A 15,134-nucleotide genomic window follows, 5' to 3' on the forward strand; every position below is an offset into this window, starting at 1 on the left:
TTTTGATTGATGGTGACGATTATCTACCTCAAGGCATCACAAAATATCATCGCCGCGTGAAAGTGAGTTTCCATGCCAGTGCTCCACACAGTCAATCCGGCCAAGTCGCCGCCAATGCCTCCTGGGCGGAGGATTTTTGGACGGCGGGCCACTGCGGTGGCTCTCGCGGGTCTGCTCGCAGCGGGCGCCTTGCCGGCACTGGCCTTGTCTCCGGCGGCCATGGCTGCTCCCGGAACGCCCATTGCTGCCTCTAACATCAAGGCCGAGGTGGCTGTGGAGGCTGGCGGGGCCACTCTAGGGGCGATCAGTGGATTTACCACAGCTGGCAACGTGGTCAGCCTGAAACCTGCATCGGGTGCAATTCGCGTGACGTTCCTCGATGACGGGAACTTCCGTCTGGAAGCGAGCCCCACAGGGACCTTCACAGACCCGGCTAATACGCCTGCAACGCCTGCCGACCCGCAGCGCGCGGCAAATATCGTGGTGGGTACGGCCGATTTCACCGCCGGAACGGTAACAGTGACGGAAGCTGGCGGAGTTATCACCATGGCTACGGCCAAGGTCAAGCTTGAGGTTCACAAGGCCACCGGTGCTTTCACGCTCAAGCGTGCCGATGGTTCGGTGGTCTGGCAGGAATCATCAGCCTTGAGCTTCGGCACCAACACCACCACTCAACATCTCACGCCCATCGGTGGCGAGCAGTTCCTCGGTGGCGGGATGCAGAATGGGCGCGTTGTCCACACCGGCTCCACCATCAACATCTCCAATAACTACGATTGGGACGACGAAGGTCACCCGAACGCCGTCCCGTACTACATGACCAGCGCTGGATACGGCGTCTTGCGGAACACGTTCGCCCCGGGCTCTTACACTTTCACGGAGAATGAGACCACCACGCACAAGGAAAAGCGCTTTGACGCTTACTACTTCGTGGGCGACTACAAGCAGAGCCTGGATGGCTACACGAAGCTGACGGGCCGGCCCAACCTCCCGCCCGTTTACGGCTTGGAGTACGGTGACGCCGACTGCTACAACCGGTCGCTGCGCGGGGAGGCCCCGTCGGCAGATCCCAAGGCAACAAAAAAGCAGCACACCTTTGACGCCGTCGAAACGGCCAAAGAATTCAAGGCGAATGACATGCCCGCGGGCTGGATGATCGTCAACGACGGTTATGGCTGTGAATACACCACGGATGCGCCCGGTTATGACAAAAACGCCCCTTATGACCCCAACAGCACCGACAAGGGCCTAGGGAACACCGTCAAAGCCATCAAGGCTGAAGCGGATCTGAAGACCGGCTTGTGGACACAGCGGTCGCTGACGAATCAGCCCACCGAAGTTGGCCAAGATGGCATTGCCGTCCGCAAGCTTGACGTCGCCTGGGTTGGAGAGGGCTACCGCCTGGCCCTGACCGGCTGCGAAAGTGCACAAGACGGTATTGAGAGCTACTCCGCGGGCCGTGCCAACACACTCATGGTTGAGGCGTGGGCGGGCGCCCAGCGTTGTGGCGTGCCGTGGACAGGGGACCACTCAGGAAACCTTGACGCCGTTCGCTGGGCCGTGCCGGCCTTGGCTGGTGCCACCAACTCGGGGCAAGCCTTCACCGCCTCCGACGTTGACGGTATCTTCGGCGGCAGCACCGAAAGTTATGTCCGTGACCTGCAGTGGAAGGCTTTTGCCCCCGAGCTGTACTCCATGAGTGGCTGGTCCTACGTGGACAAGCGTCCGTGGCTCTACGGCGATACCGCGACCGAGATCAACCGCAAGTACCTGCAGATGCGCCAGGAACTCATGCCCTACATCTACTCACTGTCGGTTGATGCGAACAACAACGGCGTGGGTATGATGCGCAGCATGCCGCTGGAATTCCCCAACGATCCGCTGTCCTACACCAAGGAAGCTGAAACTCAGTTCCTACTGGGCAGCGACTATCTTATTGCCCCCGTCTCCACCTCCACCCCGGTCCGCAACGGTATTGTTCTGCCCAGCGGTTCGCAGTGGGTGGATTACTGGTCCGGCACCATCTATCAGGGCGGTCAGGTCCTGAATGGCTACAGCGCCCCGCTGGAGAAGCTGCCCATGTTTGTCCGTGCAGGCTCAGTGGTTCCCAAGGGCCCCGTTGCCCGCAACGCCTCTTTGGTGCCGGAAAACTCGGCCCTGACCGTCGACGTGTACCCCTCCGGAGCGTCCTCCTTCACCTTGAACGAGGATGACAAGGTCACCCGCGAATTCCAGAACGGCAAGAAGAGTGTCCAGCAGTTTAAGGTCGCCGCTCCCGCCAAGAACGGCGGAGACGTCTCTGTCACCATTGGAAAGCGCGACGGCGACTACACAGGTAAGGTGTCCAGCCGCCCGTACAGCCTGGCTGTGCACAGCGGTTCGGCGCCCCAGTCCGTCTCTGTTGGCACCACCACGCTGACCAAGCTTGCCGATGCGGCAGCTATTGAGGCAGCCACAACCGGCTGGTTCTATGATGCAGCCGACGCCGGTGGAACCGTCCATGTTAAGGCCGGCCAAGTTGCCTCCAACGCGACGGCGACCGTCACACTCAAGTCCACATCCGCCGTCGGAGGTGCAGATTCTGACGCAACCGCGGCGGAAGTTGCCGTGCAGCTGGAAGCCAAGGTTTTCCAGGGGCAGAAGACGCACGCTTCCGCCAGCTTCACCAACACCGGCAGCAACGCCAAGACGAATGTGGTCATCGCTGCCGTAGTTCCTGCAGGCTGGACGGTGAGCAACGCCCAGGGCGCCACGCTTGCCTCCGTTGCTCCAGGTGTCACGGTTCAGGCCACCTTCGATTTGGTTCCGGGGGCCAGCTCCACGGCCGGATTGCAGAGCATTGGCGCCAAGGCCAGTTACAAGGATTCCAAGGGCCAACCTCGCGAAGTCAGCGGGGCCAACCAAATGTACGTCGCTTACGGTTCCTTGGCTGGGGCGTTCAACAACATCTCCGTGACCACGGCCGATGGGGCGTTCGTCGACAAGTTGGGTAACTTCGACGGCGGCGGCGCCTCCTTCAGCGCCGACCAGCTGGCGGCTGCCGGTGTCACCCCCGGTTCCACAGTCACCGTGGATGCGGGCCAGCCCACCGAGGTCAACTTCACCTGGCCTGCTGCCGGTGCCAACAAGAACAATGCCGTTGCACTGAACGGGCAGACCATCTCGCTGACAGGCAAGGGCACCGATCTGGCCATCCTGGGATCCTCGGCGATCGGTGCCGGTGCCAGCCCGGAACTGACCATCACCTATGCCGACGGCACCGTCCAGAAGCAGCGCCCTTACTTCCCGAACTGGCTGCCGCAGGGTGATACCCGCGGGGCAAAGGTGGCCATCAAGGCCATGGGACGCAACAGCCAGGCCCAGGCAGCCAACCCGGAGTACACCGGCACCGGCTACCAGATCTATTCGGGCACGGTACGCCTGCTCCCCAATAAGGAGCTTGTTTCGGTGCAGCTGCCCGTTGAGGAACGCGCCAAGTTCTTCGACTGGCAGGTGGTGAACTTCCCGCTGCCCACAGCACCGGACAAGGACACCTTCGCGTCCGATCTGAACCCCGTCAGCGCCACCAACGGCTACGGTGTCATCGGCAAGGACGTTGTCAACAAGGATTCGGCCGGTTCCCCGGACGTTCCCCTGACCGTCATTGACAAGACTGACCCCGCAAACCCCAAAACCAGTACGTATGAGAAGGGCTTGGGCGTCCACGCGCCGTCCAACCTGAGCTACTACGTGGGCGGGCAGTGCAGCCGCTTCACCTCGGAAATTGGGTTGGAAGGCAACTTTGGCGGCACCATCATCTTCACGGTGATTGGTGACGGCAAGGTGCTCTATCAGAGCCGCACGCTCATCAACGGCTTTGCCCCTGAAAAGCTGGACATTGACCTGAGCGGCGTCTCCTATGTTGAGCTGAAGGTGGACCCGATCTCCGCAGGTGCCATCGGCGGCGCCCACGGCGTGTGGGGCAATGCCAAGTTCGCCTGCTCCGAGCCGGTGCCGGCTGACGAGACCGCTCCCGTCACCACGGCAACCGTGGCGCCGGCCGCACCCGCCGTAACTGGCTGGTACACCACGGCACCATCGGTCTCCTTGGCAGCAAGCGACAACGTTGGAGTCACCAAGACCGAATTCAAGATTGGTGACGGTCCGTGGAGCCCCTACACCGAGGCAGTGACCCTCCCCGAAGGTGTCAACACTCTCATGTACCGCTCCAGCGATGCCGCCGGCAATGTCGAGGAAGCCAAGGCAACCGCCAGCTTCAAGGTTGACACCCAGGTGCCACTGGTAACCCGAGGTGTTGATAGCAAAGCTCGTATCATCACCCTGGAAGCCAGCGACTCCGGCTCAGGTATTGCCACGATTGAATACTCAATCGATGGCGGCACCACCTGGCAGGCGTACACCGGAGCCATCAAGGCAGGGGACGACGGCGTATCCGTTGGCTACCGCGTCACTGACAAAGCCGGACTAATTTCAGCCTCAGGTATCGATGCAGTGATTCCGCCGGTCGAGACGACCGAGCCTGCTGCCCCGTCCCTTTCGGCGCCCACCTCAGCAGTTGCCGGCTCCGCGATCACCGTCACGGCCAAGAACCTGGCTGCCGGTGAAAGCTACGAACTGTGGATTCACTCGGATCCAGCCAAGTTGGCAACAGTGACAGCAGATGCAACCGGCGCAGTCACTGTGACAGCGAAGATCCCCGCGGCCTTTGCTGCCGGGGCTCACGAACTGACGTTGGAGCAGGGTGAGACCACGGTGGCCCGCACTGCCATTGTGGTCACTGCCGCCACCGTTGACCCGCCGGTTACCGAGCCGACAGACCCGCCGGTTACCGAGCCGACGAACTCGGCATCGCCTGCGCCCACCACCCCGGCGGGCAACGGCAGCAACAACGGCAGCGATACTGGCAACAACGGTGACGGCCTGGCCAGCACCGGAGCCAAGGTCATGCTGCCGGCAGGCATCGCCCTGCTGCTGGTGCTGGGAGGTGCAGGCGCGCTGGTGGTCATCCGCCGTCGTCGTGCATAACTAACCAAGGCATCACACAGAAGTGCAAAAGCGCGGGCCCATGGGGAGCAGTCCCCATGGGCCCGCGCACTTAATCTGGCTATGCTCAAGCAGGACAAGGGAGTGTAGTGGGGATGACTGACGGGGCTGGCAGCGTTGGGGGATGACTCCACCGCCACCGTCGCGGGCATGGTGCTCGACGACGGGAATGTTGATCCCAACACGGACTGCCACCACCAATCCAATGGCAAAGGGAGTAAGCCACTCTTTGATTGCAAACGTAGCCGATCCCAGAAACCGGCGGGCCATGCAGGACTTGGCAAGGACGATATACCAATGAGACTGACATTGATTGCCGAGCAGGGACCCGGCGTGCGGCGGCTCGGCCGCTGCGGTGTGACTTTCCTGATTCTTCTTTCCCTGCTGGTAATACTCCTTGCTGCCGGCTGTGCCAAGACACAAGAACCTGAAATGGCCGACCTGGACCTAAAAACGGCCAAGAGCACCACCATGGCGAATGAACGCGACATGATTTCCGTCATCGAACCCGAAGACATTGTTGAAGTCGACCAGAAAGATGAATCAAGCCTGCTGCGATGCAGCGACGGCAGGCACTTGTGGACGGGCCGGATCCATGTGGCCCTCGTGCCGGGCGCTGACGGGGCCGGGTATGTGCAAGTGATCAAGGAAGCCTGGACGGGCAAGGACGGTTGGAAGTTGACCGAACGAACCACAGCGCAGGGACAAGAAGTCGTCGATATCCTCAACGACGATGGCTACAATCACGGGATTGGCTACTCGGAAAATGACAATGCCATCCGAATCACGTCATTTTCACCCTGCTTCACCATGGACCCGCCCTACGAGTACGGCAACAAGTACTGACGTTGCACCGGAAAACACCAAAAATTTTGGCTCAGTAACTGCTTTGGAGGAACTGCAGGACGGCCAGAACACGGCGGTGATCGTCGGGGCTCTGGTGCAGGCCCAACTTGTTGAAGATGGCGCTGATGTGCTTTTCCACGGCGCCGGCACTAACCACGATTGCCTTGGCGATGCCGGCATTGGTGAGGCCCTGAGCCATGAGTTCGAGCACCACGGATTCACGCGGGCTCAGGGTGCTGATGGGGTCGGCGGAGCCGCGGTTGGCGAACAAAGCGCCGATGACCTCGGGATCGATCACAGTGGCGCCGGTAGCGATCCGGGCGACGGCGTCGCTGAAGTCTTCGAAGCGGGCCACACGGTCCTTGAGCAGGTAGCCCAGCCCGGCGCCAGCTGACGCACCGGCGAGCAATTCCCCGGCGTAGCTCGTCTCAACATATTGCGAGAGCACCAGCACGGCAACCGAGGGGAACCGGGCGCGGACCTCGATGGCTGCTTTCAGGCCCTCGTCCCGGTGCGAGGGCGGCATCCGCACATCCGTGATCAGCAGGTCCGGGACGTGCTCCGCAACTGCTTTGACAAGTTCGACGCCGTCTCCCACGGCCGCGCACACCTCGGCACCCATCTCTTCAAGGAGGCGCACGAGCCCTTCACGGAGCAGGACAGAATCTTCGGCAAGGACAACACGCATGGTTCCACAGTAGCCGCCGGGAAGTTCGGCTATGCAGGGTGCGCTCACGCCTGATTCAGTCACGCAGCGGGATGCTGGCGCGCAGGGAGGTGGGTCCGCCGTCGGGGCTGACGACTTCCAACGAGCCGTCCACGCCGGCCAGCCTGTCCACCAGGCCTGCCAGTCCATGACCCTTGCCCACATGGGCGCCGCCTCCGCCGTCGTCCCTTACCTCGATGAGCAGCTCGGTGGGGCTTGTGTTCACGGTGATGGCGGCCTGATTGGCGCCGGCATGCTTGGCAACATTGGCCAAGGCCTCGGAGACCACAAAGTAGGCGGCGTTCTCGGCACTCTCAGTGATCCGGACGTTTGGCCCCAAGTTGCCGGTGACGGCAACGGGGAGCGTTGATTTGCCGGCCAGAGACTCCACGGCGGTGCGCAGGCCGCGATCCGCCAGTAGCGGTGGGGCGATGCCACGGGAGAGCTGGCGCAACTCGGCCAAGGCCTCACGGCTTTGCTCCAAAGCGCCGTCCATGAGCTTGCGGGCGGCTTCGGGATCGGTAGCCATGCGCCGCTGTGCGGCTTCCACGTCCATCTGCATCCGGATCAGGCGTTGTTGCGGGCCGTCGTGGAGATCGCGCTCAATCTTGCGCAAGGTGCTGGCTTCTTCGGACACCACCTGGGCCCGGCTGGCCGCCAATTCTTCGCTGCGGGCGCGGAGGGCAGCGGTTTCGTTGGTGAGTAGGGTGCGGCACAGGGCGGCATCGGCTACTGCCAGGAGGTGGGTGATGAAGGGCAACAGCAGCAAAAGTACGGCCCCGTAAGCCAGTCCCAGCCAAGACTCTGCTGTCACCGGGCTGACGCCGAGGTAGTTGTCCAGACCGATGAGCTGGGCCAGAGATGTGTTGCCTTCGGGCAGGAACCTCATCCAGAACCATTGGGTCAGTCCGCCCAGCGTGGCGGCCAGAACGGTGATGGCTACACAGAACGTTGCGGTGCGCAGCGGGAAAGTGACTAAGAAGCCGTGTATGAAATCCTTCCACAGCTGCGGGTCGGCAAGGTTTTTGAACATGCCACTTACGGAATATTTGTGCTGGTTACGGTAATGAACGGGTGGGATCTCGCCAGCCCAGCGTCGCAGCGCGGCTCGGTTGATATCTGCGAACCAGCGGGCCGTCGCCAAGCACGCCACGAGCACAGGCAGCCCCACCCAGATAACAAGCGTGGAGAGGCCCAGCGTGAACAAGGCGACAAGGGTCGTGAAGGACGCCAAAGAAACGAAGAAGCCGGGCAGGATGTAGCTCAGGTCGGAGCCGATCTGGCGCCAGGTGGCGGAACGCCAGATGAACCACGACGTTTGCCGGGCGGGTGCAATGGAATAGGTCATGTTTCAATTCTTGTTGCGGCAGAGTCCTGAAACCATCATGCCAGCCGGTGAAAGTCGGGTAGGGATAACCCCACCCAAGATGGCGTGGGGAGAGGGAAATGGACCACCGCAGAAGCTGCCCGCCGAAGATGGGAGAATTATTCTGTGGGACACATTGACGTTGCAAACATTGACTACTTTCTCTCCGACGGCCGGCAGCTGCTGAACGGGGTGAACTTTCGCGTCTCCGATGGCACCAAAACGGCGTTGATCGGCCCCAACGGCACCGGAAAAACCACGCTGCTGCGCATCATCTGCCAAGACATCAAGGCAGATGAAGGCGCCGTTTCGCGCTCAGGCAGCATGGGGGTGATGCGTCAGTTCGTGGGCCAGGTCCGCGATGACAGTACCGTGCGTGATCTGCTGCTCTCGGTGGCTTCGGCGAATATTTCCGCCGCCGGGAAGGCTGTGGATGCTGCCGAGCTGGCCATGCTGGAGCTCGACGACGAGCCCAGCCAGATGGCGTACGCCCAAGCCATTGCCGATTGGGGCGATGTGGGCGGCTACGAGATGGAAACAACGTGGGACGAAGTCACCATGGCTGCCATGGGCATGGACTTCTACACGGCCCAGTACCGGAAAGCTGCAACCCTTAGTGGTGGTGAGCAAAAGCGCCTGGTGCTGGAAGCATTGTTCTCCGGTCCGGACGAGGTTCTCCTACTGGATGAGCCGGATAACTACCTGGATGTGCCGGGCAAGCGCTGGCTCGAAGCGAAAATGGCAGCCTCGCCTAAATCTGTTCTGTTCGTCAGCCACGACCGTGAATTGCTGGCCAACGCTGCAACCCGCATTGTCACGCTGGAACCGGGTATCAACGGCGCCTCCAGCTGGACCCACGGTGGCGGTTTTGAATCGTATGTGAAGGCCCGCGAAGACCGTAACGCCCGTTTTGAAGAGCTGCGGAAGCGGTGGGACGAGGAGCACATCAAGCTCAAGGAACTCGTCAACATGTACAAGACCAAGGCTGCGTTCCGCTCCGATATGGCGAACAGGTACCAGGCTGCACAGTCGCGTCTGTCCCAGTTCTTGGAGCAGGGCCCACCCGAGGCGCTGCCCATTGAGCAAAACGTGAAGATGCGCCTCAAGGGTGGGCGCACGGCCAAGCGCGCCATCATCGCCTCGAAGCTGGAGCTGACCGGGCTCATGAAACCATTCAGTACCGAGGTCTGGTTCGGGGACCGTGTTGGCGTTTTGGGCTCCAATGGCTCGGGCAAGTCTCACTTCTTGCGGCTTCTGGCGGCTGGTGGCTCAGATCCGGATAAAGAACATGAGCCCGTGTCCGACGTCGATATTGCTCACGTGCCGCACGAAGGTTCGGTGAAACTTGGGGCACGCATCCGCCCTGGGTTCTTTGCCCAGACCCATGCCCGGCCGGACCTCTTGACGCGCACTCTGCTGGACATCCTGCACCGCGGGGACGAGCACCGTTCCGGAATGGGACGCGAAGCCGCGGCCGGGGCCCTGGATCGCTACGGTCTGGCGTCCAGCTCCGAGCAAAAGTACGATTCGCTCTCCGGTGGTCAGCAGGCGCGGTTCCAAATTCTGCTCTTGGAGCTCTCCGGTGCTACCTTGCTCCTGCTCGATGAGCCTACGGACAACTTGGACTTGCACTCGGCTGAGGCGCTGGAGAAGGCCATCGATTCCTTCGAGGGAACCGTTCTGGCGGTCACTCACGACCGCTGGTTCGCCCGGTCCTTCGACAGGTTCCTGGTGTTCGGCTCCGACGGCAAGGTTTACGAATCCGACGAACCGGTGTGGGATGAAAAGCGGGTCGAGCGCGCACGCTGATCGGCAGACTAGAGTTACTCTGATCACCTTTCCCCACTCCTTCCGTTAAGAGCGTTCTCCACCATGAATCAGCAGGCGGTCCGTGCCGCAACCTTTGCCACTTTTGCCGTCTTCGCCATTAACGGTTTTGTCTTTGCCAGTTGGGCTGCGCGTATTCCGGCAGTGACACGAATTCTTGACCTGACGTCAGGTCAAATGGGGTTGTTGCTGCTGACTATTGCCGCAGGATCCGTCATTGCGCTACCTGCCGCAGGAACTGTTGTGGGCCGGATCGGCACGGCGGGAACTATCCGCACCGGCGGCTTCAGCGTGGCCTTTGGCGGGCTCATCGTCTCGATTGCCTTGGCCCAGCACAGCGTTGCGCTGACAGCTGTTGGACTCTTCTTCTTCGGTATCGGCATTGGGCTCTGGGACGTGGCGCAGAACATTGAAGGGGCCGATGTTGAGCGGCACCGAGGACGCACCCTCATGCCACAATTCCATGGCGGATTTAGCGGTGGTGCGCTGATCGGCGCCCTGGTTGGGGCGGGACTTTCGGCCATCAATGTCAGCATGTCCGCGCACTTGCTGGCCATTGTGGTGATCGTTGTCATTGCCATGGTCTTTGTCCCCAAGTACTTCCTGCCGGAGGTGGCGCCGAGCGCCAGCCAGCAGGTTGGTGCTACGGCTGCCAAGGGTCGCAGCGCCTGGACCGAGAAGCGGACCCTTCTGGTGGGGCTGGTGGTCCTGGGCGCCGCCCTGACCGAAGGTGCGGCCAACGACTGGATTGCCAAGGCAACTGTTGACGGGCTTAATGCCTCAGAAGCGACAGGTGCCATCATGTTTGCCGTATTTGTGGCATCGATGACGCTGTTCCGGTTCTTTGGCGGCCGGTTCATTGATCAGTTTGGGCGGGTTGCGGTGCTGTACGCCAGCTTGGGCTCGGCGTTGGTGGGCCTGGTGATCTTTGTGGTTGCACCGAATATGGTGCTGGCCGGCGTAGGTGCCGTGCTGTGGGGCGCCGGTGCCGCCATGGGGTTCCCCATGGGCATGTCCGCGGCCGCCGATGATCCCGCACGGGCCGCCGCCCGAGTCTCAGTGGTTTCCACCATTGGCTATGTGGCGTTCCTGGCGGGTCCGCCGCTGCTGGGCTTCCTGGGCGACCATGTCACCATTCGCTGGGCACTGCTTGCGATTGCCGTTGCCATCGTGGCATCTATCCTGACTGCTCCGGCAGCGAAGCCGCTGCCCGAGTCTGAGTTTGAGACTGCGAGTAGCTAGAGGGGCTGCGGGCCGTCCTCAATGCTGCCGTGATTAATATTCCGACCCAAGCATTTATCTCTCAGTAGTGCCCAGAGTAAGAGCGTCACTCCGGCACCCAGCAAAGCTCCGGCAATGGTGTCCGAGGCCCAGTGGACACCCAGATACGTGCGGCTGTACATCATGGCAACACTGAGAATTGCGCAGCTGACCCACATCCACAATCGGCCCAGAACCACGGCTGTGACCACCATGGCTGTTACGGTACCGCTGACGTGCCCCGATGGATAAGAGCCGTGGTCAACAGGGACCAGATGATCGCTGGGGCGTGGGCGGTCCACCAAAAATTTGATCAAGTGGGTTAGCCCTAGGGCGCACAGATTGACCACGGCCGTGAACAATGCCAAGCGCCAATGGCGGCGCAAGAGAACCAAGAGCAAGAGCACAGAATAGATGACCATGCCGTCGTTGCCGACAAAGTCCAGCACCCGGTTCGCATCGGTGAGCCACGGTGTTCGGGAGCTGCGCATCAGTTGGTACCAGCCGTCGTCGAACTTTTGAAAAGGCGGATGGTTGCCGGTGGCCCACATCAGCCAGGCGCCGGCTAGCAGCACGGCCAGCGCAGGCAGCGAAAGCTGGAGGAGCCGGGTCCGGGACCAAGCCAGTGGACGCAGCGCGGTGGATTCTGAGGTCAAAGCGGGCATAAGAGAATTCTAGGGGTCGGTCCCAGGATGGAAGATCATCCCTTTGGATTACCCTGAATGAACCCTGAATCATCCCTGAGATGGAAGATATCTGCGGTTTCCTTGCGTACGGTGGTAATAGATTCGAAGAAAGACGCCTGCCATGGACGTGGCGGCGCTCATCCAAAGGGGATGTCCACATGATTGAGGCAGTAAACCTGGCCAAGCACTACGGGGCCAAGACCGCGGTTGGCGGTGTCACGTTTACCGTCAAGCCGGGAATGGTGACGGGCTTCCTAGGCCCTAACGGTGCCGGCAAATCGACCACCATGCGCATGATCGTGGGCTTGGATGCGCCCTCCCGCGGCACCGTGACCGTCAACGGCAAGCCCTATGCAAAGCATCGTGACCCACTGTGTCAGGTTGGCGCGTTGCTGGATGCGAAGGCCGTGCACACCTCGCGTAGCGCCTACAACCACCTGCTGGCCATGGCCGCCACGCACAGCATCCCCACCAAGCGCGTGAACGAGGTCATTGACATGACCGGCCTGGCTGCTGTGGCGAAGAAGAAGGCTGGCGGATTCTCCCTCGGTATGGGCCAGCGGCTCGGCATTGCCTCGGCATTGCTGGGCGATCCGCAGACACTGATCTTGGATGAGCCGGTCAACGGGCTGGATCCTGAAGGCGTGCTGTGGGTGCGTAACCTCGCCAAGCACCTTGCCGCGCAGGGAAAAACCGTGTTCTTGTCATCGCACCTCATGAGTGAAATGGCGCTGACCGCCGATCACTTGATTGTGATTGGCCGTGGCCAGATCATCGCCGACGCGCCGATTGCGCAGATCCTCGCCGGCACCCAGCAAGCCAAGGTACGGGTCCGCACCCCCGAGGTCACCCGGCTCAGCCAGCTATTGGGTGGCCAAGGTGTTCAGGTGCAGTGCGAAGAGAACGAAACCCTTGAAGTCACGGGTTTGGATCCGCGCCAAATCGCCCAAATTGCGCTGCAAAACCAGGTTCTGGTGTACGAGCTGATGCCGCTGACCACCTCCCTCGAAGATGCCTACTTCAACCTGACCAAGGATGCAGTGGAGTACCACTCGCAGGAATTCAACGACAACTTGCCGGCCTCGGCCCCGGCCGCTGTGAAGGGACTCTAAAGATGAGCACGACGACGATTTCCTCACCCGGGCGCGCCACTGGTGGTTCATTGACATTTGCCGGTGTGCTGCGCAGCGAATGGATTAAGTTCCGGTCCCTGCGATCCACCCAGCTGCTGCTCGCCTTTACATTCCTGGCGGTGGTGGGTGTTGGCGCCTTTTCCGCTTGGGTGCGTTCCATGGCCGTGCATCTCATTCTGGACCTTGGCCCCGCAGCAATGGACGGGTCCGGCGGCATCCCCGCCGAGGGTGCCCCCAAGATGACCCTTGAGCAGGCCATGGATGTGGCGAACTCACAAGGCATCAACCTCTACGGGACGCCCATAGCGGGGATCCAGCTGGGCATCCTTATTCTGGGTGCACTCTCCGTCATGCTGATCTCTTCGGAATTTGGCACCGGTATGATCCGCTCCACCATGACGGCGGTGCCCAAGCGGCTTCCGGCGTTCTTCGCCAAGGCCACTGTTCTGGCGGTGGTTTCCTACGTGGTGACACTCGTGGCTGCCTTCGCCACCTTCCTGGTCTCCATCCCGATCATGAAAGCCCAGGGCATCGAGTTGTCTCTGGGTATGGACGGGGTGGTGTACAGCATCCTGATGGGCGGAGTTTATGTTGCAGGAGTTTCGCTCATCGCGCTTTCTCTGGGGGCGTTGCTGCGCAGTTCCGCCGGTGCCATCATCGTGCTGGTGGCACTGTTCCTCATGCTGGACATTGCGGCACCGCTTCTGGGCCTGATTCCCGGTGATTTCTGGATGTACGTGGGGCAGTACTTCCCCAGCGTTTCCGGAGGGCGCATGCTGGAAATCCATGACAAGGAGGCCTTCCTGAGCCCCCTGGCCGGTGGTCTGGTGTTCCTCGGCTGGATTGTACTAATCATGGTGCCAGCCGCTATCTCGATCAAGACTCGTGACGTCTAAGAGCAGCTGACGTTCCCGGCGACTCGCCAAGGGAAGCTAAGCACTGACTTATGCGCACAAAAGACCAGGCGGGGGCCGCGGAACGAACGGCCGTTTCCCCCGCCGACTTACCTTCCGCTGCACGGCGGGCCGACGAATTCACGGCCCGCCGTCGTGGCGCACTCCGAACATATTTCTACAACCACCCCCGCGTCATGGACGTGGTGGTGGTTTTTGCGTATTTGCTGGCCGGCTCAGGCATCTTCCTCAGCGGTGACCCTGACGTCAATATGAGCGAGCACGTGGTCATCGTCCTAGCCTCGGCCACGGTTCTGATGTTCCGCCGCGATAAACCACTGGCCGTGCTCGCCATTGTTTCAGTATTCGAAGTTCTCAATATTGTGGTGGTGCCCACGGCCAGCAACATTGGGGTCGGTATCTGGTTTGCGCTCTACGCCGTGGCCGTTCGGTACAAGAGTGTGATCAGCTTTGCACTGGGAATCATCTCTGGGGTGCCGCTGATCTTCTTCATCTTGTTCCTGTATCAGTACCCTGCCGATCTTCTGACGGACAACGGTCCCAGCGCTGCGACAAGCACCATCATTTCAGCGATCGTTATCCTACTCTCGAACATTGTCGCCACCGGCATTGGCGCCGCAGTGCGCAGCAGCCGCAAACATGAGGCCGAACTGCGCCAATGGGCCGTCCGCACTGCCGAGCTGGCCTCTGTGGCAGAACGGAACAGGATTGCCCGGGAAATGCATGATGTGGTGGCCCACTCCTTGACCGTCATGGTGGCACTGAGCGATGGGGCCGCCGTGGTAGTCAAACGAGATCCGGCCAAAGCTGGGGACGTGCTGGGACAGCTCTCGCAGACCGGCCGCACAGCGCTGGCGGACATGCGCCGCGTATTGGGTGTGCTGCGGGCCGACGGTGGTAGCAACCGATCCCCGCAACCTGACCACACCGACATGGGGGCCTTGATTGATGGATTCCGTCAAGCCGGGCTCCCCACCTCCTTCACCCAGTCCGGTCCGCCCGTGCCCGCAGATCCTGCGCTGGCGCTGACCGTGTACCGGATCGTGCAGGAATCGCTGACTAACGTGCTGCGTTACGGCACGGCGGTGTCCCGAGTGGAGGTGATGGTGGCGAACAACATTCTCACCGGGACCATCACCGTCCGGATCAGGGATGACGGCCACGGCACCCTGGATGCCTCAATGGGCTCCGGACGTGGCATTGTGGGAATGCGGGAACGCGCGCGTATTTATGTTGGCACGCTCGACGCCGGACCGGGCCCCCACGGTGGGTGGATCGTGACGGCTGTGTTGCATCCTGCGGAAAATTCCCCAGTGAACGGACAGTAATGAAGAGAATTTGGGGAATTCTGAA

The 15,134-nt window shown here is 61.3% G+C and carries 10 protein-coding genes; 7 read left to right on the forward strand and 3 right to left on the reverse strand.

Features of this window, described 5'->3' with window-relative positions:
• Positions 1-72 precede the first annotated feature (72 nt).
• Positions 73-5,025, forward strand: a complete 4,953-nt coding sequence (locus AS189_RS19230; RefSeq protein WP_082634001.1) for an NPCBM/NEW2 domain-containing protein — start codon at positions 73-75, stop codon at positions 5,023-5,025.
• Between the two features lie 168 nt (positions 5,026-5,193).
• Positions 5,194-5,889, forward strand: a complete 696-nt coding sequence (locus AS189_RS02685; protein WP_129587131.1) for a hypothetical protein — start codon at positions 5,194-5,196, stop codon at positions 5,887-5,889.
• Between the two features lie 31 nt (positions 5,890-5,920).
• Here AS189_RS02685 and AS189_RS02690 read toward each other — a convergent pair whose 3' ends face one another.
• Together AS189_RS02690 and AS189_RS02695 are read right to left on the reverse strand one after the other, a co-directional pair.
• Positions 5,921-6,577: a response regulator transcription factor gene (locus AS189_RS02690; protein ID WP_062286175.1), complete on the reverse strand. Its 657-nt coding sequence runs from the start codon at positions 6,575-6,577 to the stop codon at positions 5,921-5,923.
• Between the two features lie 55 nt (positions 6,578-6,632).
• The gene (locus tag AS189_RS02695; RefSeq protein WP_062286183.1) at positions 6,633-7,943 is read right to left on the reverse strand and encodes a sensor histidine kinase; all 1,311 of its coding nucleotides are present in this window, start codon (positions 7,941-7,943) and stop codon (positions 6,633-6,635) included.
• Positions 7,944-8,087: 144 nt separating this feature from the next.
• Between AS189_RS02695 and AS189_RS02700 the strand changes: the two genes are divergently transcribed.
• Complete coding sequence (locus tag AS189_RS02700; protein ID WP_062286185.1) at positions 8,088-9,770, forward strand: ABC-F family ATP-binding cassette domain-containing protein; 1,683 nt, start codon at positions 8,088-8,090, stop codon at positions 9,768-9,770.
• Between the two features lie 63 nt (positions 9,771-9,833).
• Positions 9,834-11,030, forward strand: coding sequence for an MFS transporter (locus AS189_RS02705; RefSeq protein ID WP_062286187.1), 1,197 nt, complete (start codon positions 9,834-9,836; stop codon positions 11,028-11,030).
• Here the strand turns inward: AS189_RS02705 and AS189_RS02710 are convergent.
• Positions 11,027-11,713 carry a phosphatase PAP2 family protein gene (locus AS189_RS02710; protein ID WP_062286188.1) on the reverse strand — a complete coding sequence of 229 codons (687 nt, stop codon included), beginning with the start codon at positions 11,711-11,713 and terminating at the stop codon, positions 11,027-11,029. The genes AS189_RS02705 and AS189_RS02710 overlap by 4 nt on opposite strands.
• A gap of 179 nt (positions 11,714-11,892) precedes the next feature.
• Here AS189_RS02710 and AS189_RS02715 point away from each other — a divergent pair, with 179 nt between their 5' ends.
• From AS189_RS02715 to AS189_RS02725, 3 genes are read left to right on the forward strand one after another with little or no spacing between them, the layout of a single operon-like run.
• On the forward strand, positions 11,893-12,846 hold the full coding sequence (locus AS189_RS02715) for an ABC transporter ATP-binding protein (RefSeq protein WP_062286190.1): 954 nt from the start codon (positions 11,893-11,895) through the stop codon (positions 12,844-12,846).
• A 2-nt stretch (positions 12,847-12,848) separates the two neighbouring features.
• The gene (locus AS189_RS02720) at positions 12,849-13,763 is read left to right on the forward strand and encodes an ABC transporter permease (RefSeq protein ID WP_062286191.1); all 915 of its coding nucleotides are present in this window, start codon (positions 12,849-12,851) and stop codon (positions 13,761-13,763) included.
• A 50-nt stretch (positions 13,764-13,813) separates the two neighbouring features.
• Positions 13,814-15,109: a histidine kinase gene (locus AS189_RS02725; RefSeq protein ID WP_237759951.1), complete on the forward strand. Its 1,296-nt coding sequence runs from the start codon at positions 13,814-13,816 to the stop codon at positions 15,107-15,109.
• Positions 15,110-15,134: the final 25 nt, after the last annotated feature.

Origin of the sequence: Arthrobacter alpinus (assembly GCF_001445575.1) — a bacterium.
In the GTDB taxonomy this organism is placed as follows: domain Bacteria; phylum Actinomycetota; class Actinomycetes; order Actinomycetales; family Micrococcaceae; genus Specibacter; species Specibacter alpinus_C.